17 protein-coding genes and 1 pseudogene are annotated in these 20,627 nt (G+C 62.0%); all 18 read right to left on the reverse strand.

Translation table 11 applies throughout. From position 1 onward, the window contains the following. Positions 1 to 4: 4 nt before the first annotated feature. Positions 5 to 1,927, reverse strand: coding sequence for a selenocysteine-specific translation elongation factor (gene selB, locus ACIP21_RS19255; protein WP_400690921.1), 1,923 nt, complete (start codon positions 1,925 to 1,927; stop codon positions 5 to 7). Continuing rightward, complete coding sequence (gene selA / locus ACIP21_RS19260; RefSeq protein ID WP_400690745.1) at positions 1,924 to 3,351, reverse strand: L-seryl-tRNA(Sec) selenium transferase; 1,428 nt, start codon at positions 3,349 to 3,351, stop codon at positions 1,924 to 1,926. The genes selB and selA overlap by 4 nt, the downstream gene beginning before the upstream one ends. A gap of 150 nt (positions 3,352 to 3,501) precedes the next feature. Continuing rightward, positions 3,502 to 4,422, reverse strand: a complete 921-nt coding sequence (gene fdhE / locus ACIP21_RS19265; protein ID WP_400690747.1) for a formate dehydrogenase accessory protein FdhE — start codon at positions 4,420 to 4,422, stop codon at positions 3,502 to 3,504. Positions 4,423 to 4,426: 4 nt separating this feature from the next. Beyond that, positions 4,427 to 5,083: a formate dehydrogenase subunit gamma gene (locus ACIP21_RS19270; RefSeq protein WP_400690750.1), complete on the reverse strand. Its 657-nt coding sequence runs from the start codon at positions 5,081 to 5,083 to the stop codon at positions 4,427 to 4,429. Then, complete coding sequence (fdxH, locus tag ACIP21_RS19275) at positions 5,080 to 6,030, reverse strand: formate dehydrogenase subunit beta (RefSeq protein WP_400690753.1); 951 nt, start codon at positions 6,028 to 6,030, stop codon at positions 5,080 to 5,082. The genes ACIP21_RS19270 and fdxH overlap by 4 nt, the downstream gene beginning before the upstream one ends. Further along, positions 6,030 to 9,098 (reverse strand): formate dehydrogenase-N subunit alpha, encoded by a 3,069-nt coding sequence (gene fdnG, locus ACIP21_RS19280; protein ID WP_400690756.1) that lies wholly within the window; start codon positions 9,096 to 9,098, stop codon positions 6,030 to 6,032. Before fdnG ends, fdxH begins: the two co-directional genes overlap by 1 nt. Positions 9,099 to 9,229: 131 nt before the next feature. Further along, the gene (locus ACIP21_RS19285) at positions 9,230 to 9,493 is read right to left on the reverse strand and encodes a PAAR domain-containing protein (protein WP_400690759.1); all 264 of its coding nucleotides are present in this window, start codon (positions 9,491 to 9,493) and stop codon (positions 9,230 to 9,232) included. A 353-nt stretch (positions 9,494 to 9,846) separates the two neighbouring features. Then, positions 9,847 to 10,224, reverse strand: a complete 378-nt coding sequence (locus tag ACIP21_RS19290; protein WP_400690762.1) for an Imm10 family immunity protein — start codon at positions 10,222 to 10,224, stop codon at positions 9,847 to 9,849. Between the two features lie 102 nt (positions 10,225 to 10,326). Further along, the gene (locus tag ACIP21_RS19295) at positions 10,327 to 11,061 is read right to left on the reverse strand and encodes a hypothetical protein (protein WP_400690764.1); all 735 of its coding nucleotides are present in this window, start codon (positions 11,059 to 11,061) and stop codon (positions 10,327 to 10,329) included. Positions 11,062 to 11,150: 89 nt separating this feature from the next. Beyond that, positions 11,151 to 11,573: a DUF2750 domain-containing protein gene (locus ACIP21_RS19300; protein WP_400690766.1), complete on the reverse strand. Its 423-nt coding sequence runs from the start codon at positions 11,571 to 11,573 to the stop codon at positions 11,151 to 11,153. Between the two features lie 424 nt (positions 11,574 to 11,997). Then, complete coding sequence (locus tag ACIP21_RS19305; RefSeq protein ID WP_400690769.1) at positions 11,998 to 12,234, reverse strand: hypothetical protein; 237 nt, start codon at positions 12,232 to 12,234, stop codon at positions 11,998 to 12,000. 129 nt (positions 12,235 to 12,363) lie between these two features. Next, complete coding sequence (locus ACIP21_RS19310) at positions 12,364 to 13,008, reverse strand: SMI1/KNR4 family protein (RefSeq protein ID WP_400690771.1); 645 nt, start codon at positions 13,006 to 13,008, stop codon at positions 12,364 to 12,366. A gap of 199 nt (positions 13,009 to 13,207) precedes the next feature. Beyond that, the gene (locus ACIP21_RS19315; RefSeq protein WP_400690924.1) at positions 13,208 to 13,639 is read right to left on the reverse strand and encodes a DUF4265 domain-containing protein; all 432 of its coding nucleotides are present in this window, start codon (positions 13,637 to 13,639) and stop codon (positions 13,208 to 13,210) included. Between the two features lie 299 nt (positions 13,640 to 13,938). Then, the gene (locus tag ACIP21_RS19320; RefSeq protein ID WP_400690774.1) at positions 13,939 to 14,337 is read right to left on the reverse strand and encodes a hypothetical protein; all 399 of its coding nucleotides are present in this window, start codon (positions 14,335 to 14,337) and stop codon (positions 13,939 to 13,941) included. A 29-nt stretch (positions 14,338 to 14,366) separates the two neighbouring features. After that, positions 14,367 to 14,525 (reverse strand): annotated as a pseudogene (locus ACIP21_RS19325) (RHS repeat-associated core domain-containing protein); the annotation flags it as partial. A gap of 146 nt (positions 14,526 to 14,671) precedes the next feature. Continuing rightward, positions 14,672 to 15,082 (reverse strand): hypothetical protein, encoded by a 411-nt coding sequence (locus tag ACIP21_RS19330; RefSeq protein WP_400690777.1) that lies wholly within the window; start codon positions 15,080 to 15,082, stop codon positions 14,672 to 14,674. 9 nt (positions 15,083 to 15,091) lie between these two features. Continuing rightward, on the reverse strand, positions 15,092 to 19,762 hold the full coding sequence (locus ACIP21_RS19335) for an RHS repeat-associated core domain-containing protein (RefSeq protein WP_400690780.1): 4,671 nt from the start codon (positions 19,760 to 19,762) through the stop codon (positions 15,092 to 15,094). Next, positions 19,759 to 20,616 (reverse strand): hypothetical protein, encoded by an 858-nt coding sequence (locus tag ACIP21_RS19340; RefSeq protein ID WP_400690783.1) that lies wholly within the window; start codon positions 20,614 to 20,616, stop codon positions 19,759 to 19,761. Before ACIP21_RS19340 ends, ACIP21_RS19335 begins: the two co-directional genes overlap by 4 nt. Positions 20,617 to 20,627 lie beyond the last annotated feature (11 nt).

A 20,627-nucleotide genomic window follows, 5' to 3' on the forward strand; every position in this document is an offset into this window, starting at 1 on the left:
GAACTCAGGGCCCGGCCTGCTGCTGGGCCAGGGCGCTGTCGGCGCGGATGTGACGCTGGTCGGCCACCCTGCGGGTCAGGCCGATGCGGTCGAAATACTCCAGAATCTGCACACTGCGCTTGCGACCGATGCCCAACATATCGCGAAACGCAGCCACCTGCACTACCGGTGTCTCGCTGGCCTGGGCCAGCAGCAGCGCGGCCATGCGCCGTAGCGTCGGCTCCGGGTAGAACAGGTCGCGCACCACCTGGTGCACCAGGCCCAGGCGGGCCAGCTTGCGCAGCAACAGGCGCACATCCGCTTCCGGGCATGTTTCCTCAGCCGCCAGCGTTCTCACCCACGGCGGGTCGTACTGCCCTGCCAGCAACTTCGGCTGCAACCGCACCCACAGCGCACTGTCGGCGTCGCTCAACTGCACCTGGTGATCGGGCAGGTGCAGCCAGGGCCCGCTGCTGGCCATCGCACCTTCGCCAAGCAACTCGTCGAGCAGGCTGACGAACGCCGGGCGCTCCAGCGGCAAGGCGGCGAAGCGGCGCAGGCGGTCGCGGTCCGGGCCGAGCTGGTCGGGTTCCTGTGCGTGGAAGCGCGCCAACTGCGCCAGCACCTGATGTTTGAGCGCCTGCCACTGGGCCTTGGCGAACAGCAGCTGGCCCTGGCGCGTGGCCACCACCAGCACCTCACTCGGCAGTTTCCAGGTGTCGCGCAGGCGGTTGAACTGGCGCTCCAGGCGTTGCGGGTCGAGGCCGCCGGGGGCGCTGGCGAGCAAGCCCGGCAGGGCCTGCTCCAGGCTTTCGGCATCGCGCAGCACCTGCAACTGGCGCAGGCGCTCTTCGCTGCGGCGCTGGCGGCTGGGGGCGAACGGGTCGAGCAGCTTGCCGCCGCCGAGGGTGCGCTGGGCGCGCTGGTCGCGCAGCACCAGGCGGTCGCCGTGTACGGCTTGCAGCGGAGCGTTGAGCAGCAACTGGGCGAACATGCGCTGGCCGGCAGCCAGGCTTTCGCCTTCGAGCAGGGCTACCCGGGCCGTCACGTCCTGGGTGCCGAGGTGCACGTGCACGGCGCTGAAGTGCTCGAAGGGGCGGGTTTCGCCGGGCAGCAGGTGCAGCTCGATGTCCACCCGCACGCTGGGGGCGAACAGCCAATCCGTCACCAGCCAGTCGCCGCGGTGCACCTGCTCCACCGCCAGGCGCTCGGCGCTGATGTTCAGCGCCACCCGCTGGCCGGCCTCGGCCACCAGCGCGGCCTGGTTCTGCGCGTGCAGGCCTCGCACCCGCACTGGCTTGCCGGCCTTGCCCAGCAACAGCGTGTCGCCGGCGCTCACGCTCCCGGCCAAAGCCGTACCCGTGACCACCACGCCGGCACCGGTCACGGCAAAGGCGCGGTCGACCGCCAGGCGAAAGCCGCCGCGCAGGCTGCGCTGGCGCACTCGCACTTCGGCTTCGAGCAAGGCCCGGCGCAAGGCCTCGATGCCCTGCCCGGTGAGGCTCGACACGGGGAATTGCCGGGCGCCGGCATAGAGCCCGGGTGCCAGCAGCTCGCGCACCTGCGCCTGCACCTCGGCCAGGCGCTGCGGCTCGACCCGGTCGCATTTGCTGATCGCCACCAGCGCGTGGGGAATGCCCAGCAGTTCGATGATCGCCAGGTGCTCGCGGGTCTGCGGCATCACCCCGTCGTCGGCGGCCACCACCAGCAGCACCAGGTCGATGCCATGGGCGCCGGCCAGCATGTTGTGGATAAACCGCTCATGCCCGGGCACGTCGATGAAGCCGGTCAGCGCGGCGCCTTCGGCCAGGGCCGCGTAGCGGTAGCCGAGGTCGATGGTCATGCCACGCTCGCGCTCCTCCTGGCGCTGGTCACCGGCCTGGCCGGTGAGGGCCTGGAGCAGCGCGGTCTTGCCGTGGTCGATGTGGCCGGCGGTGCCGACGATCACTGCACCGCCCCCAGTTGCAGGGCCGGCAGCTGCGCCAGCCACTGGGCCTCGTCGTCGAGCTGGCGCAGGTCGAGCCACAGGGCATCGTCGTCGATGCGCCCAAGCACCGGCACCGGCAGGCCGCGCAGGGCCCGCTCGAGCACATGCAGGCTGCGCCCGCGCAGCTTCTTCGACACCTGCGGGCGCAGGCACAGCGCCGCACTGGGCAGGCGCGCCACCGGCTGGCTGCCGCTGCCGATCATGCCCAATGCCGGCTCGACGCCGACCGCCCATTGCGCGCCGAGCCGGGCCGCAAGCGCCGGCGCCAGGCGCTCGGCCTGGGCCTGGATCTCGGCCTGGCTGCGGGTGAGCAGGCGCAAGCTGGGCAGCTGTTCGGCGAGGCGGTCGGGGTTGCGGTACAGCGCCAGCACCGCTTCGAGTGCGGCGAGGGTGATCTTGTCGACACGCAGGGCGCGCTTGAGCGGGTTCTTCTTGATCCTGGCGATCAGCGCCTTGCGCCCGACGATGATCCCGGCCTGGGGGCCGCCGAGCAGCTTGTCGCCGCTGAAGGTGACGATGTCGGCGCCCTCGGCCAGGGCCTGGCGCACTGTCGGTTCGGCGGGCAGGCCCCAGCGGGTGAGGTCGAGCAGGCTGCCGCTGCCGAGGTCTTCGAGCAGCGGCAGCTCATGCTGGTGGGCGATGCGCGCCAGCTCGGCGGTGGGCACCTGGGTGGTGAAGCCCTGGATGCTGTAGTTGCTGCAATGCACGCGCATCAGCAGGCCGGTACGCGGGCCGATGGCGGCCTCGTAGTCGCGGGCATGGGTGCGGTTGGTGGTGCCGATTTCGTGCAGCTTCACGCCGGCGCGGGCCATGATGTCGGGGATGCGGAAGGCACCGCCGATCTCGATCAGTTCGCCACGGCTGATGATGCCTTCCTTGCGCGCACCCAGGCTGTTGAGCGCCAGCAGCACGGCGGCGGCGTTGTTGTTGACCACGGTGACGGCCTCGGCGCCGGTCAGCTCGCGGATCAGGCCTTCGATCAGGTCGTCGCGGTCGCCGCGCTTGCCGGTGGCCAGGTCGAACTCCAGGTTCAGCGGGTAGCGCGCGGCGGCCTGCATGGCCTCGATGGCTTGCTCGGGCAGCAGGGCACGGCCGAGGTTGGTGTGCAGCACGGTGCCGGTGAGGTTGAAGACCCGGCGCACCTGGCTGCGTTGCTGGATGGCCAGGCGCTCGCCAGTGCGGCCGAGGAGGACTTCCGGGGCCAGTTCGACGCGGCTGAGTTCACCGTTGCGGGTGGGGGCGCGCAGGTCGTCGAGCAGTTGCCGCAGGGTGGCCAGCACGGCGTCGCGGCCGTGGCGGTCGGTCAGCGGGAGGCAGGCTGGGTGGCGCAGGAGGGTGTCTATTGAGGGCAGGCGTGGCGTGTCGCTGGAAAGGCTGGCGGGCATGCGGTACTACCTTGGACTGATCCGTTGTCTTTGATGGCCTCTTCGCGGGTAAACCCGCTCCCACAGGTAACAGGGCTGGCGCGGTACCCTGTGGGAGCGGGTTTACCCGCGAAGCAGGCGACTCGGTATTGCAGTGTAGACACTCGCCCACTAACCGGGCGCGAGCATCAGGTTGGGTGCCAGGCGATGGAAGCCCTCCTCGTCCAGACGCATGTCCAGTGCCAGGCTGGCCAGGTCATCGGCCAGCGGCTCGGCGGCGGCGTCGTTCTCCAGGTAGTTCTGCTTCAAGTAACTCTCGCACCCCGGGCAGCATTCGGCGCACAAGGGCGCCTTGCCCGGCGCGTGGCGGTCATCCTCGAGGCTGCTGTAGCGCAAATCCTTGCTCGACTCGCAATACACGCACTTGACCCGCACCACATGCCACTCGCAGGCACACAACGAACAGGCCAGGTAACGCAAACCATTGTGTCTGCCACGGTTGCGCACCACCCCGGCCATCGCCGGCGAGCCGCAGGCCGGGCACTGGGCCAGGCTGCCGGCGGGCTTGAGCTCCGGCGCCGGCAGCGCCAGCAACCAGCTCGACCAGGCCGCCTGCAACGCCGCGCCCAGGAACGGCACCAGCGCCGCCGGCACCCCATCGTACTGGCCGCCAAGCAGGGCGATGGCCCAGCCCTTGCGCTGGCTATCGTCACTGCCACGTAGCGACTGCAATGCTTCGCCCAACGGCCCGTCGGGTTCGTCGGCGAACTGCCCGAGCAACGCTTGCAACCACACCAGCCACGGCCCTTCACGCACCAGGCTGTCGGCCGCCAGCGGCGGCAAACCATGACTTATGCACAGGCGCTGGCGCTCCTCGGCCACCGGCAAGCCACCTGGCGGGTTATCCACAAGCTGCTGCTGCACCCGGCACAGCCGCGCAATCAACCGCAGGTAATCGCCAAAAGCATGCCCTTCGGCCAGGTGCTCCAGGCGCGCGGCGCGCAGCGTGAACAGGTTGGCGGGCGGCAGGTGAAGGAACGGTGGCATCACCGCCGAGGCTTCGATCTGCCCGGGTTCGAGTATCGTGCTCAAGCGTTCATCCTTCTTTTTTGCCGTGGTTCACCGGGGTCTTGTCACCGGTCACTTCGCGGTACCACAACTCATGGTGCTTGCGGGCCCAGGCGCGGCTGACCCAGCCATGCAGCATGGCGCCGATCGAGCCCTTGATCCAGATACCGGCGTAGATGTGCACGATGATGCTGAGGATCAGCACGAACGCCGCCAGGGCATGGGCCAGCGCCGACAGGCGAATCACCTCGATGCCGAACAGGTGGCTGAAGTACGCCCGCCAGATCACCACGCCGCTGAGCAGCAGCACCAGCATGCACGCCAGCAGGGTCCAGAACAGCAGCTTCTGCCCGGCGTTGTACTTGCCGATCGGTGGCACGCCCTCCTCCTGGTTGAGCATCACCCGGTCCACGCGGCGCAGCCACAGGCGGTCGTTGGCGGTGATGAAGTTGGCCCGCCAGAAGCGAAACACCAGGCCCAGGAAGAACACGAACATCGCCACGCCGAGGAACGGGTGCAGGATGCGCGTCCACGGCCCGCCGCCGAACAGGTGGCTCAGCCAGAACAGCGCCGGGTGGAACAGCGCCAGCCCCGAGAGCGCGGCCGTGATGAACAGGATCGCGACGATCCAGTGGTTGGTGCGCTCGTTGGCGTTGTAGCGCAGGATCGGTTTGTCGTCGTTCATGGCCGCTGCTCCCCTTGCCCACCGGGCTTGCTCGGGTCATAGACATGCACCGCCGGGTCCACCGGGTGCACGCTGCGGTCCGGCGGCGTCGGGTGTTCGTCCTCCTCGACCCGCTGCGGGCCGACCCGCACGTAATGGAAGAACCCGGCCAATACCGCCGCGCCCATGGCCAGCAGCGCCAGCGGCTTGGTGAAGCCCTTCCACAGCCCCACCAGCGGGCTGATCACCGGTTGGTCCGGCAGGCCGGCGTACAGCTTCGGCGTGTCGGCGTGGTGCAGCACGTACATCACATGGGTGCCACCGACGCCGTCCGGGTCGTACAGCCCGGCGTTGTCGTAGCCGCGCGACTTGAGGTCGACGATGCGTTCGTCGGCGTGCACCTTCATCTCCGCCTTGGTGCCGAAGACGATCGCCCCGGTCGGGCAGGTCTTCACACAGGCCGGCTCCAGGCCCACGGTCACGCGGTCGGAACACAGGGTGCACTTGTACGCCTTGTGGTCCTTCTGCGAGATGCGCGGGATATTGAACGGGCAGCCGGTGATGCAGTAGCCGCAGCCGATGCAGTGGTCCTGGTTGAAGTCGACGATGCCGTTGGCGTGCTTGATGATCGCCCCCGGGCTCGGGCAGGCCTTCAGGCAACCGGGGTCGGCGCAGTGCATGCAGCCGTCCTTGCGGATCAGCCACTCCAGGTTGCCGTCGTCGCGCTCGTGCTCGGTGAAGCGCATCAGGGTCCAGGTCTCGGCGCTGAGGTCCTGGGGGTTGTCGTAGGTGCCGTGGTTGTGGCCCACCTCGTCACGCAGTTCGTTCCACTCCGAGCACGCCACCTGGCAGGCCTTGCAGCCGATGCACTTGGTGGTGTCGATCAGCTTGGCGACCTCGTCGACCTGGCGTACAGAAGGTGGCACGGTGGTGGTGGCCGAGCGGGCGATGATGTCTTGGCTGGCCATCAGAGTTTCTCCACTTTCACGAGGAACGACTTGGACTCCGGCGTCTGGGTGTTGCCGTCACCGAGGAACGGCACCAGGGTGTTGGTCAGGTAGCCATGCCGGGTGGCGCCGGTGAAGCCCCAGTGCAACGGGATGCCGATCTGGTGCACGGTCTGGTTGTTGACCTGCAGCGGGCGAATCCGCTTGGTCACCACCGCCACCGCATCGATATGCCCGCGCTTGCTCGACACCCGCACCCGGTCACCGGCCTTGATGCCCTTCTCGTTGGCCAGCACCTCGCCGATCTCGACGAACTGCTCGGGCTGGGCGATAGCATTGAGGCGGCAGTGCTTGCTCCAGAAGTGGAAGTGCTCGGTCAGCCGGTAGGTGGTTGCCGCGTAGGGGAACTCGTCGTGGGTGCCGAGGGTGTCCCACACCGAATCGAAGATGCGCCCGGCCGGGTTGCTGACCACCTTCTTGTTCTGCGGGTGCAGCGGGTTGATGCCGATGGGCGTCTCGAACGGCTCATAGTGCTCGGGGAACGGGCCTTCGGCCATCTTGTCGATGGCGAAGAAACGCGCCACGCCTTCGGGGTTCATGATGAACGGGTTCATCCCCGCCTCGGGCGGCGAGTCGACCTTGAAGTCGGGCACGTCGGTGCCGGTCCAGGCCTTGCCGTTCCACCACACCAGGCGCTTGCGTTCCGGGTCCCACGGCTTGCCCTGCGGGTCGCTGGAGGCGCGGTTGTAGAGGATGCGGCGGTTGGCCGGCCAGGCCCAGGCCCAGTTCTGCACCTGATGCATCCCGTACGGATCGCTGTTGTCGCGGCGGGCCATCTGGTTGCCCTGCTCGGTCCAGGAGCCGGCGAAGATCCAGCAGCCGGACGCGGTGCTGCCGTCGTCCTTCATCTGGGCGAAGCCCGCCAGCTGCTGGCCGGCCTTGAGCGTGGCGCCGGTGGCATCGGTGAGGTCAGTGACCGCCCAGCCGTTCATTTCCTTGGCCAACTCCTCCGGGGATGGCTCTTCGGGGATCTTGTAGGGCCAGCTGATGTTCATCATGGCGTCGGGGTAGGCGCCGCCCTCCTTGCTGTAGCGCTCGCGCAGGCGGATGAACAGCTCGCTCATGATCTGCACGTCGGTGCGGGTCTCGCCCGGGCCGTCGGCGCCCTTCCAGTGCCACTGCAGCCAGCGGCTGCTGTTGACCAGCGAGCCGTCTTCCTCGGCGAAGCAGGTGGTGGGCAGGCGGATCACTTCGGTCTGGATATTGGCCGTGTCGACATCGTTGAACGGCCCGGCGTTGCGCCAGAACTCGGACGTCTCGGTGGCCAGCGGGTCCATGATCACCAGCCACTTGAGCTTGCCCAGTGCCGCGGTGACGCGGTTCTTGTCCGGCAGCGCGGCAATCGGGTTGAAGCCCTGGCACACGTAGCCGTTGACCTTGCCCTGGCCCATCATCTCGAACATGCGCAGCACGTCGTAGGCCGGCACGTCGAGCTTGGGCAGCCAGTCGTAGCCCCAGTTGTTTTCGGCGGTGGCGTTGGCGCCGTACCAGGCCTTCATCAGGCTGACGTGGAACTTGCCGTAGTTCTGCCAGTACGACAGCTGCCCCGGGCGCAGCGGCTTGGAGGCGCGCTTGTCGATGTAGGTGGCGTAGTCCTGCTCGGCGTCACCGGCCAGGGTCAGGTACCCCGGCAGCGAGTTCGACAGCAGGCCGAGGTCGGTCAGGCCCTGGATGTTGGAGTGCCCGCGCAGGGCGTTGACCCCGCCACCGGGCATGCCGACGTTGCCCAGCAGCAGCTGGACCATGGCCGCGCTGCGGATGATCTGCGCGCCGATGGAGTGCTGGGTCCAGCCCAGGGCATAGAGGATCGTCATGGTCTTGCCCGGTGCCGAGCAGGTGGCGATCTCTTCCCAGACTTTCATCATGGCGTCCTGGGGCATGCCGCAGGTCATGCTGGCGAGCTCGGGGGTGTAGCGGCTGTAGTGCTGCTTCATCAGCTGGTACACGCAGCGCGGGTGCTGCAGGGTCGGGTCGACCTTGGCATAGCCGTCCTCGCCCAGCTCGTAACCCCAGCCAGACTTGTCGGCATAAACACGCTTGGCCTCGTCGTAGCCGCTGAACAGCCCGTCCTCGAAGCCGTAGCTTTCTTTGACGATGAACGACACGTCGGTGTAGTTGCGCACGTACTCGTGCTGGATCTTGTCATTGCTCAGCAGGTAATTGATGAGCCCGCCCATGAAGGCGATGTCGGTACCGGTACGGATCGGCGCGTAGTAGTCCGCCACCGAAGCGGTGCGGGTAAACCGCGGGTCGACCACGATCAGCCGCGCCTTGTTGTGCGCCTTGGCCTCGGTCACCCACTTGAAGCCGCACGGGTGTGCTTCTGCTGCGTTGCCGCCCATCACCAGGACCAGATTCGCGTTGGCGATATCGGACCAGTGGTTGGTCATGGCGCCACGGCCGTACGTCGGGGCAAGACTTGCCACCGTCGGGCCGTGTCAGACACGTGCCTGGTTATCGAACCCCAGCATGCCGGTTGCGCGGACGACCTTGTGGGTCAGGTAGCCGGCCTCGCTGGAGGCGGCGGAGGCAGCGAGAAAACCGGTGGTGAGCCAGCGGTTGACCGTCTGCCCCTGGGCATTCTTCTCGATGAAGTTGGCGTCGCGGTCCTTTTTCATCAGGTCGGCGACCCGGTCGAGCGCCTCGTCCCAGCTGACCCTCACCCACTCGTTGCTGCCCGCCTTGCGCATCTCGGGGTACTTGAGGCGGCTGGGGCTGTGGATGAAGTCGAGCAGCCCGGCGCCTTTCGGGCACAGGGTGCCGCGGTTGACCGGGTGATCGGCGTCGCCTTCGATGTGGATGATGTTCTGTTTGACGTTCTTGCCCGCGTCGCCCTGGCTGTACAGGATCAGGCCGCAGCCGACCGAGCAGTAGGGGCAGGTGTTGCGGGTCTCTTTGGTGTGCGCCAGCTTGAAGTGGCGCACCTGCTCGGCGAAGGCAGGTGTCGGGGCCATGCCCAACGCCGCCAGGCTCGAGCCTCCAAGGCCGATTGCGGCGACCTTGAAGAACTGCCGACGGTTGAGGTCCATCGTGCACTCCTGATCAGGTTCCGGGCGCCTGGCCGTGGCCGGCGCCTCTAGACTTCACGGTAGCGGCAAACTGATGCCGCCAACCATTAAGACTAGCGAAGAATCCTGAAAGTGCGATGACGCAGGTCAGCTCAACTGGCGACGCCGCTCTTCGGCCCACTGGCGATCAACGCCGCGCCGCAGGCGGTCTTGTGCCCGTCGAGGGCCACTGCGATGCCATCGACGTTGTAGGTGGCGCTGCCTTCGACGATGGGGAACACGCCCTTGCACAGCGGGCAGCTGACCATGTGGCCGACACCGGCGATGGGCTTGCCGTTGACGTTGGTGTTGCCGAACGAACCGAGGACCTTGCCACCGTGGGTGGTGGAGTCGCCGAGGCGGATGATGTCTTTCATGGGGGAGAACTCCGTGTCAGAGGGGTGGCGTCGATGCCGATGGGGGAAAGCCTAACATAGCGAGGCGGGGTGAAGGCCTGGTGCCATCAATTTGGCCGCATTCCCCAACTTGGTTGTGTATGTACATCCCCCCTTTGTGGGAGCGGGCTTGCCCGCGAAACAGGCGACGCGGTGCCTGGCACCGGCTCCGCCGGTGTTCGCGGGTAAACCCGCTCCCACAGGAGGGGGCCAGTAAAACCGGTGCTCACGGTGTCATCACACCCCAATGCCCCTGGAAAAACCAGATATCTGACCAACTATGACCTTGTGGGAGCGGGTTCACCCGCGAACACCGGCAAAGCCGGTGCCAGCCCCTAAAGCAGCCTGACCTCACACTTCCCCACCAACACCCGCTGCAACCCAGCCACCACATCCTCAACCAATACCCCACCCGGCAACCCGACCCTCACCCTGCCGAGCGCCCGGCACCATCCCTCCCCCGCAAACACGAACACCACCGAATCCTGCCCGACCTCTACCACATCCAACCCGCCATACCCGGATCCCCCCTGCCCACTCACCTCGACATGATAGGTATCCATCCCCAACGCCCGATCCTGCTCATTGAACGCCTCCGCCCGCTGCAACAGCACATACAGCTGGGGCTGTGCCAAGTGATCCGCCAGCCCGGCAAGGATCACCTCGTCCTCGACCTCGGCAACCCAGCAGGCTGCCTGGAAATCGTGTGTCACTGTGTTGCTCCTCATAGGCCTCTCGGCATTCATCATGATCGCCCAGACTGCTCAACTCATTGGCAATTGACCCCGTCGTCACGCTCCGCAGTTCTATCGCTGTCAGGCAACAATTGCGCCCACGCCCAGCAGCTTTACCCTGGCACTGGCCAGCGCCTGCCCATCAAGTGTCCAGACAGTCAGCTCACCCTGACGCCGGTAGGTTCCGAACGCCCCCATGGCAGACTCCAGCGCCTGTCGCTTCTCCAATGGCAGTGCGGCAATCTTCAGGGCTGAGAACAGATTGACCGGAAACACATCACGCAAAAACGCGTCGGTCTCACTGGCCCATCGCTTCCTCTCCCAGTTGCACGCCTCGGATCGGCGCGGCCACATCAACGGATGCGCCTCATCCGGCATGAAAATGCCCCTCGCGTACCCCGTGCCATAAGCCCGTGACTCGGTATAGCCATAGGCGTAGTCGCAAATGCCGGCAATGCTTTCCATCATCAGCAAGGCATCAGCAATTTCAACGAGCCCGGCTTGGCTTTCATGGGCACAAAGCATCAGGCCCACGCCATCGGTAAAAATCACGCTACAGTCAGCGTTCAGCATTTCGCTGACATCGTCTTTTGGCCATTTGCGTGCGGAGTAAAGCTCTATCGCCTCAAGCTTTCCCTGGCTCAGGTCGGCGAGAAATTTCTTTTCGTTGAAGCTGATCACCTTGCCCGCGCGACCGCCGCAGCGCTCGATTTCGCCAAAGCTGGACATCCAGCGCCGAACATCAGTGAACACATTCAATAGATCTACATCGGCTCCAGGCGCGGGATGGGCGACCAAGAAATTGAACAGATCCATCTTCAGCTCTCCCGGGCTTTAAGCTGCACGAAAATCATAGTTTTCCTTGATCATTCTTCAGACACGCGCGGCTCTCGTTATCTTCACATCTACTCGTACTGCTGGAGTTCTTCCCTCACAAGCAGTTCAAGTTCAGGCGGGGCAATTACGACACCCACATCGTCAGGGACAGGAAATACCTGGCACATCTGGGCGGCCGAGTGCAGGCCGGGAAGCCACTGCTCGAGGAATCCCTGCATGGGAATCGAGCGCGGCGTGAAGCCGCCCCATTCACCCGTCGCACACTGGGCGGCAAACGCTTCCTCCGGCCAGAACGGGATGACCACGCTCCCTTGCAATTCGCTGGTTGCCCACCCTTCGTCGTACAAACCCCAGACTTCCTCAAAGTCCACGACTTTCCGGATGAAGTAATCGAACCGCGCCTCTGGTCCCAGGGCGCAGACGTTCTGGATTTTTTTCGAATGCACAGCCTGCTCCAACTTGTCTGTTCTTCCTGAGCTATCAATGGACATTATCCCTTAGCGACTCGGCCAGTAACGCTTTGACCTTCTTTCGAGCGACCTGCGCGGCCTCGCCAACGAGTACATCCTGCTCCACTGGGCGTCCTAAATCTCATAACTCACCCCATCGGCTCGCCTTCGCTTCAATGTCTTCATTAAGGACCGTGACGTCCTCAGTCTGCAGGTTCAAAATCAGACAAAAGTTGTGCGTGGATTGCACGAAGACCCGACCCTCTTCCTGCCAAAGCCCCTCAAACGGATTGGACGTCGTGGAGAACAGAAACCACTCCAGACGATTGTCGGCATCTGTCCTAGCGATGAAGCCTTCATTCCCCATCTCACCTTCACCGCACAAGATCATCTGCCCGGAAGCGAGTCTTAACTGGTTGTTTACCTGCACCTGCGACCAGACGTCATCATCGCCGAGCCACTCGCCCTAGGCTTTCGTGCGCCCCTGCGAAAAACGGTATTCCCAGCCAAAGGCGTGCGTGAGGGCCGAATTTTCAACAGCCTCAATGTCGATCTCAGTCGCGAAACCACTGCACTGGCAGAGGATGTCCAGGCCGATCAACTGGCCTGCAGCCCATCTATGTTGCAACTCGCCCAAGGTAATCATGCTGGCCTCCGAGCTCTGAATTGGGTTATTGCCCTGATCTTCTCTGAACTTGAGCACAAACAGACCACCGTACCCGCCTAGCCCTGTAGAACGCCTGCTGAGCAAAGGGAGTAAAACAACGCTCTTTCTACAGCTTATGAGTGACGATCAAACAGCCAGCTGAAATCCTTCAGAAACACCACAAAATTATTCACCAAATTCAAACCTTAATTCCGCGCCATCTGGCAAATCTTTAATTTTAGTTGCCAACTCGCTTCTAACCTTCATTCCCGAAACAGACTCACAAGCATAAAGGTTTTCTATTTTAAATTTACCCCCGAGAACGAATGGTTGCTTTGGCAATAGCCTGTCACCCTGCTTCAGCGCTCCATTCTTCATTTGCCAGCCATGAGCAAGCGAGTAGCCTGTCAGATAATCATAATCCGACAATATTTTATCGGCCCATTCTTCTATGCTGCTGGCAAGGTATGAGAATCCTGCTGTCTCCGGGTCAAAACTCAATACCTCGTCGCCATGAATACAGAATTGAACGCCAAACAAGTCCTCCGCAAAAAATGCGATGTCAGTGCCAGTGAGACCGTAACCAGATCGCCATAGATCAGGGGAGTTCCATGTTTCCAATGTCACACCTGAATCCGAGTAGCGCTGAGTAGAGGGCAAAACATGCAAAGCGCCTGCAAATGCATAGAATCCATTTTTCTGCATCAACATCGCTTTCAACTCATCCCCTCGAGCCTTCCCTACACTGGAAAAAAAATCGACTTGGTCGATACAAGAGCCACCCAGCGTTTGGCTACCAACAGACAGAAGCTTGCTCAAGCTTTCTTTCATGTTAACAAGTCCCTATAACTGTACTCGCGTTCCTTTGGCAGGTTTTCCGACATTGGGTGCCAGAACAGTAAACTGCCACTAGAAGGTTTAGACCAAATCATGCAGCAAACCCGCTCTCCGATCATCAGCCCGTAGTGACTGGCGTGAGCAGGAAAATATTCGTCGACAGTCTCTTGCCTAGTCAACAAATCAACTACAACTACTGGCGCACCATACCATACTCATAGTCTAATACACCTGCTTCGCTTTTCTTCTCCAAGTAGCCAACAATTTGCTCAAAGTCAATGTTTTCAGGCACATTAACCGAGAAAAACTTCTTACTCAACCCCTCCCAAGAGCAGCCCATACCAGAAAGATCCGCAAGAATTAGCAACGACAGACTCTCATTATCACCAAAAAAAATTATCCTGACAGTGCTATTCCCTTCATCACTTTCAATGCCAACAAAAACTGCTTCACCATCAATACCCCTTGAAGTCCTTACCTCATCATCCAAGCACACCTGCTTCGAATAGAAAGGTATGTTACTTACCTTGTAAACGTTCTCCGCTACTTTCTCTGCCCATACACTCTCTACCCTGACAGGCGGATAGCCGTCGACAACCTTTAACTCGATATAAACCTTTTCCATTGACACTAAGTTCACTCCAGAGCCACCGAGGATGCAAGCCGTTGCGCTTGACCTTGGGCAATCAGAACATGTCAGTCACCGCTATGACTAGCTGCTTAAGGTGTGCATTTCTCAGGTAGAGGCGTTGCCGCCACTCCGGATCACCAGATCGGCCCTGACGGTGAGGATGAGCCGATGTCGCCAGCCACTTACACCAGGCGCCAGCCCCGCGCCTGCACAAACAGGCGCATGCCCTGGCTGGCGCTGTTAGCGGACATGCGTGTTGCTCAGGGCCAGGTAAAGTTGAGTGCAACTCGGGCTCAAGAATAACTTAATTGCGCTCTTGCCTTTCCAATAGTTTCTTTTAGCACATGAGAATCAGCGGTAGTGAACTTCAAGCTCCTTATTTCACCAATCATAACCACCGCACGGTCCAGCGCATTCAACAACATGTCTATCTGCCGAACGCTGCCTGCCTCCTCAAACTCATAAAAAGGAACTTGCACACGCGCCTCTACAGTTTTTCTAGCCTTGTGATAACGCTTAACTTCAGGGTAGTGCACTACCAGTTCATCAGGCATTATGACTGCAATGAAAGTCAGTTTTTCAGCGCCACACTCAAGAACAACACCTTCCAGCAATTGCACCATACCCGGCTTTATCTTGTTGCGTGCGGCATGCTCCGCATCACTCACAAGTGAATGCAGTTCACTGGTCATCCCTAGCAACATAAATCACCCTAAACAGTCTAGACTGCCCCATTCACAACTCCAACCGAACCATCCACTCCACAGCCTTCGGCGCATTGAAAAAAGTTTAACCCACCGGTATAGCTGGTCGGGTCCTGATTCACGAACCGCCCGGCCCTCGGATCATAGTAACGATGACGGTTATAATGCAGACCGGTCTCATGATCTTGATGCTAGGTGTACCTGCAGGCGAGACTGGGACTGCTCAGCACCAATTACTCCCGGGCACACAGCCGCGCCGAGGGCTAAGGTTGTCAGGATGCCGCCGTTCGACGGCATCAGGTACGACTCGGTGAACCGTGAGTCAAGCGGCTCGCAGTAGCACTCGTGCTTTCTCTACTGACTCTCTTAATACTTGAGCGTCACCGTTCGAAAGTTTCAAACTTTTTATCTGCGCCATCATATCAACTGAACGATATACAGCATCGAGCATTAGCTCTACCTGCTGTGCACTTCCAGCCTCCTTGAACTCATAGATCGGAATCTGTACGCGCACCTCAATGACCTTTCTAGATTTGTGGTAACGCTTAACCTCAGGATAGTCTCCAATCCATTCATCACGCATCAATATTGATATAAAGCTCCACGTCTCAGCACCACACTCAAGGCTCACTTCTGACAAAATCTCTGCCAACACATCTTTAACTTTTTTTCGGGCGGCCTGAGCTGCTTCGCCAACAAGTACATCCTGCTCACTGGATGTTCGAAATATCATATATCACCCCTAGTAATCGCTTTTGTTCAGAGGAGGTCTCTGCCCGCCATTCTGCGCTTTATATTCGAGAATTTTCTCATGCTGCCAGGCATGCATTTCTCGCTTCGAACCCGACGCCTCACGCTGCATATATGCATTATTATCACTTAGGTATTTGTCGGTATACCTACGTTCACCCATGGTAGTCTCACCATATTTCAAAACACTATGGTCATCCTCATTTCTAAGCGTATAACCAATTGCAGGCTTAGTAGAGTTGAGACTGTTCCCATGGGTACCATCGGTCTCACAAGGGCACGGAATCGAAGGATCTTTCCCCTTCCCAAACTGCCCATTCGAGTTACGCGGCTGCCCTTTCCACAACCCTAACGGGTCAATCCACTCCACAGGGTTCGGCGCATAGGCAAACAGGTTCAACCCACCGGTGTAGCTGATCGGGTCCTGATTCACGAACCGCCCGGCCCTCGGATCATAGTACCGATAGCGGTTGTAATGCAGCCCAGTCTCATGATCGTGGTACTGACCCTGGAAGCGAATCGGGTTGGTCATGCCGACCTGCTTGGCCCACTCCGAGCGTGCATCACGCACTTCACCCCAGGCCTTGTACAACCCAACCCAAGCCGCCTCACCGTTGTGGTCGGTTAGCTCCATCGGTGTGCCGAGGTGATCGCACTGGTACCAGGCAATCGCATTAAACGGAAGCGGCTTGACCTCGTGTTGCCACAGCGGGTCCTGGTCGATGTCGTATTCACGACCACGCCAGTCCGGCTGGCGCAACAAACGAATCGGCTCCTTACGCAGTGCTTGGGCAACCGGCACAAAACTGCCCGGCTCGTACAGGTAATGCACCGTGCGCCCGGTATCGCCTTCATCCTGCGGTGGCGAGCTTTCCCAAGCGAGGTTATCGCCGTCCCAACCGAACAGGGTGAAGCCACAACCGAGCTCACGCTGCCGCTTCGCCCGCTGCATCTGGTTCCAACCCGTGCCGGCTTCTGGCCTGTCCCAGAAGTGCGCGACGGACTCCTTGTGTAGGCGCCGACCCAAGGCGTCGTAGCTGTAATCGACTTTGAGCTTGTCGTCGTTGTAGCTGACCAGACGGTCGAACAGGTCCCAAGTGAAATGGGCATGTGCGCCGTTGTGCAGGCGATGAATCAGATTGCCGCGCTCGTCATATTTGTAGTGGGTACCGGCGTACTCGCGCAGCAGGTTGTCCATCAGCTTGTTACGACGCGGGTCGCTTTCCAGAGGACGGTTGAGCTCTTGGGTCTTCTCGTCCAGCAGGTTACCTGCCGGGTCGAAGGCAAAGGTCTCGACACCCATACGGCTGGTGGCTTGCAGCAACCGGCCAACCGGGTCGTACTGATACGCCAGATGACCTCGGCGGCTGTCTTGGATGTCAGTCAACTGGCCAACCGCATCGTAGCGATACTGGCGCTTGAGCATCGTGGACGTGCCGTCATGGCTGCCCAGCAGTTGTTCCTGCAAGCGCCCCATTGGGTCCCATGCCTGGGTCTGCATCAGCTTGTTGCCCTGATGCCGCACAACCTCGCGGTGCAGATCATCGCGCTCGAAGGCGAGCAGCTCATGCTGGTCGATGGTCATGCCCAGCACATGACCGCTGCCGTAAGTCAGCGTGCTGACTTTGTGGCCGTCGGGGCGGATGGTGGATGTGCGCAGGTTCAGCGCGTCGTACTCGTGTTGCCAAACCGCGACCATCGGCACTTCAGTCTTCAGGTAGTACTGATGCTCACGGGTCAGGTTGCCCGCCTCATCGAAGTACCACTGCAACTTGCTGTCGGCGTTGACGGCCTGGATCAGGTTGCCGTTGCCGTCGTAGGCGAAGGTTTCTTCCTGACGCGTACCGCTCTGGCTGGCGGTACGCGAGGTGATTCGCCCTACAGCGTCATAGGTGATATCGATGCGGCGCTGGCCAACGTGCGTGCTGCTCAGGCGACCGCTATCCGGGTCGTACTGGTAGCGCGTCACCAGGCCGTCGAAGCCTTTTTCTTCCAGCAGGCGCCCCATCGGGTCGTACAGGAAGGTGACCTTGCTGTCGTTCTGGTTCTCCAGCCCGATCAGGCGGCCGAGCTTGTCCCAGCGGTAGTGCAAAGTCCGTTCGCTGGCGTCCATGCGTTCGACCAGCATGCCGGCGGCGTTGTAGGACCAGGTGGTGCAGCGGTCCAGCGCGTCGACATGGGCCAGCAGGCGGCCCTCGGCGTCGCGCTCGAAACGCTCTTCGGTGTTGTCGGGATGGGTGATTTTCGCCAGCTGGCCGGCCTTGTGTTCATAGGCCGTCTTGTTGCCAGCGGCGTCGATGAACGACAGCAAGTGACCCAAGTCGTCGTAGACCCATTCACTGGTCTTGCCCGAGCAGTCGGTGTACGCCACCAACTGATCTGCTGCGTTGTACGCCAGTTTCTTCTCGTTGCCATTGGCATCCTTGATCGCCTTGACCAGGCCCGAAGGCGTGTAGGCGTACTCGGTCTTGTTGCCGAGCGGGTCTGTGGTCTCGACCAGGTTGCCCTTGAGGTCGTAATCACGTAGCCACAGGCCACCTTCGGCATCACGAATCTTGATCGGATGACGACGGTCGTCGTAGGCAACGTGGACCTGGCTGTGGTCCGCACGGATATGGCGGATGACACTGCCTTGATCATCGTAGTCGAAACGGTCTTCGCTACCGTCCGGGTGAACGTGGCGCACGATGTTCTTGCGGTCATCGCGGAAGACCCACTCCGAGCGCTCGTCCGGATGCCGCACGCGGTACAGGTAACCGAGAATGTCGAAGTAGTACCAGGTTTCCTGACCATGAGCGTCGGTGACGTAGGTCAGGCGGATGTTCTCGTCCCACTCCAGGCGGGTGTCGAAACTACCGTCGTCGGCCCACTCGCGGATGGCCCTAGAGTGGGCACTACTGCCGTCCCACTGCAGGTTCATGCCGCGACCGCTGCGGTCGGTGTAACGGGTGACCAGGTGATTCTGGTACTGGTAGTGCCGAGCGGGGCCGTATTCATCCTGGGCAGCGATCAGGTCACCCTGGTCGTCGTAGTGGTAGGCGCACAGCTGGCGCAGCGGCTGGCCGTCGCGCATTTCCCAGAGGCCGATGATATGGCCATCGTCATCGATCAAGGTACCGAGGTGGCGGTGCACATCCTTCACATCGCCGAGGAAGGTGATGATGTCCGACAATACCGGGCGATCATTGTGGCGATGCTCGTAATGCAACATGCAGCCAGCACCGTTGCCGAGCGTGATCTTCTGCAAGTAGTAACGCTCGCCAACGCGCAGGTAGTACTCCTTGCGGTCGAAGCCACGGCAGATCACCAGCTCGTTTTCACGGCTGCGGACCAGCAGCAGATCGTCGATGGCATTGAACTGGGCCTTGTCGACTTTCGGCAGCTCGAATTCATGGCTGCGGCCATCGAAATCGTGGAACAACAGACCCTTTCCGACGACATCGATGCAAGTGGTGAACTCGGTGACCCAGCGTGCGCCAAGGTTGCCTTGGTCGTACTCGGCCAGCCGAGAGTGGTAGACACGCTGCCACTCAATCGGGAATGCCCCAGGCAGGCTGAAGTCGGTGTGGATAAGGAATTCGGAACCGAGGGCAAAGTCGATACTGAAGTCCGTTTTGGCTTTCGGGCAATCCTTGATGAGCGGGCTGGTGGTTCCTGTAGCTTTGGCCTGAGACTGACTGACAGCCAGCTCGCCCTTGCCCTGCTCCCGCTCTACTTTGGTCACTTTGTCTGGCTTGGCGACGGCCGGCTGCCCATTCTTGTTCCGCTTGCGGAAGCCCGCAACCGCCCCACCCAGCACTGTCAGCATCCAGCCAATGCTCATCTGCGTCGCCGGATCCGCCAGCTTGGCGAATTGCTTTGCCATCTCCGGCCCCAGCGCCCGCAACTGTCCGGTATTGGCCAACACCATGCTCTTGATGTCATCCGGCAACAACTTGCTGGTAGCGCTGTTGGCCAGCCCCTTCCCCGCTGCCTTGTAGGCACTGTGCACCGCCCCAAAGAAGTTGCTGATCGCTGCCTTCGGGTCGTTGAGCAACTTGTCTCCGGCAGCGGCCATCTGCTTGCTCGCCGCCGCCTGATCACCCTTGGCATCGAGCTGCCCGAGCACCACCTTCTCCAGGCCCGTGGCGATCTCGCCGGTCACCTTGGTCCCCAGATCCCCGGCATCCTTGAGAATCCCGGCAATCTTCGGCTGCGCCTGGGTCACGAAGTCATCGATGGTCCCGGCAATCGTCGCATTCAGATGCCCGATCAACACCGTGATCAGCGAATCCCCCAGCAGCATCTTGGCGCTGTTACGCAGCTCCTGACGCACCAGGAACAACGTCGGCCGCAGGCTCATGCGCGCCGCCGCCATGGTCGGCGGCGCCGGCAGCACGCCGATCAGGTTGATGCCCAGGCTGACCCAGTCGAGCACCTGGCGTTCCTTGCTCTTGACCAGGGTGACCACGTCGCCCAGGGCATCGACCAGGGCCATGATGTTGCCCACCACGGGCAAGGCGCCGGCCACGGTCTTGATGCGTTCGAGGGTGACATAGCCGCCACTGACCGATTGCAGCCAGGCGTCGAAGGCGGCGGCGCCGCGGCCGACGTCCTTGGCGTCGATGGTGTTCAGCGGCGCGACGGCGACTTGCGGTTCGCGCTGCTTGGTTTCGCCGGTCATGCCAGCACCTCACTGCTCAGGCTTTTCGCCGGGTTGATCGGGGTGCTCAGCGCCGGCAGGGCGGGCAGTTGCTTGAGGCTGTCGGCAGCCTTGAGCGCCGGGGCGGCGCCGGGCACCACGCTGCTGGCCAGCTGGGCCATGGCGCCGGTGTCGCCGCCGACGGCGGCCTTGACCTGTTGCACCTGTTGCAGCGCGGCCTGGCCGCTCTGGGCCAGTTGCATGCCGGTGCTGGCCAGGGCCTTGCCCTGCTCCAGCAGGCCGCTGCCGCTCGAACCCAGCACTCCCTGGGCCATGGATTTTCCTTGTGCCATCGCGTCCTGTACCAATGCCTTGCCCTTGCCCATGCCTTGTTGCGCCAGGGCCATACCCTGGCCCAGCAGCCCTTCCACGCCCTTGGCGCCGCTCGCCACTTCACCGACCACGGCCTGCTGGCCGGGGGCGATGTCGTCGAACTGGCTCTTCACCGGCCAGGTGTTGGCGCCGAAGAAGCTGCCATCGGACCAGGTGTCGGCCGGGTCCAGGCCGAAGTCGACCCACAGCGGGCCGGCGGCGGCGCCGCTGGCCTGGTTGAAGCCGGTGCCGTCGAGGTTGCCCTTGAGCGAGGCGCCGAGGGCGTCGGTGACGTCGTAGTCGCCGGTCTTCACGCCCTTGCTGTTGACGTACTGGTACAACAGCTCGAGGTTGCCCTTGCCCGGCTTGGGTGGCTCGGGGAAGGTGCCGGCCTTGCTCGCCACGCCGATGTGCGCGAACTGCGCCGCGTGGGCGGTGTAGTTGGCGCTGGTGACGTGGGTGATGCCGCCGGTGTTGTGGGAGGTGGCGGTGCCACCTCCACTAGCTTCAGCAGCACATACCACTCACAACGTCA

This window comes from Pseudomonas sp. NPDC089401, from assembly GCF_044749485.1.
Classification (GTDB): Bacteria; Pseudomonadota; Gammaproteobacteria; order Pseudomonadales; family Pseudomonadaceae; genus Aquipseudomonas.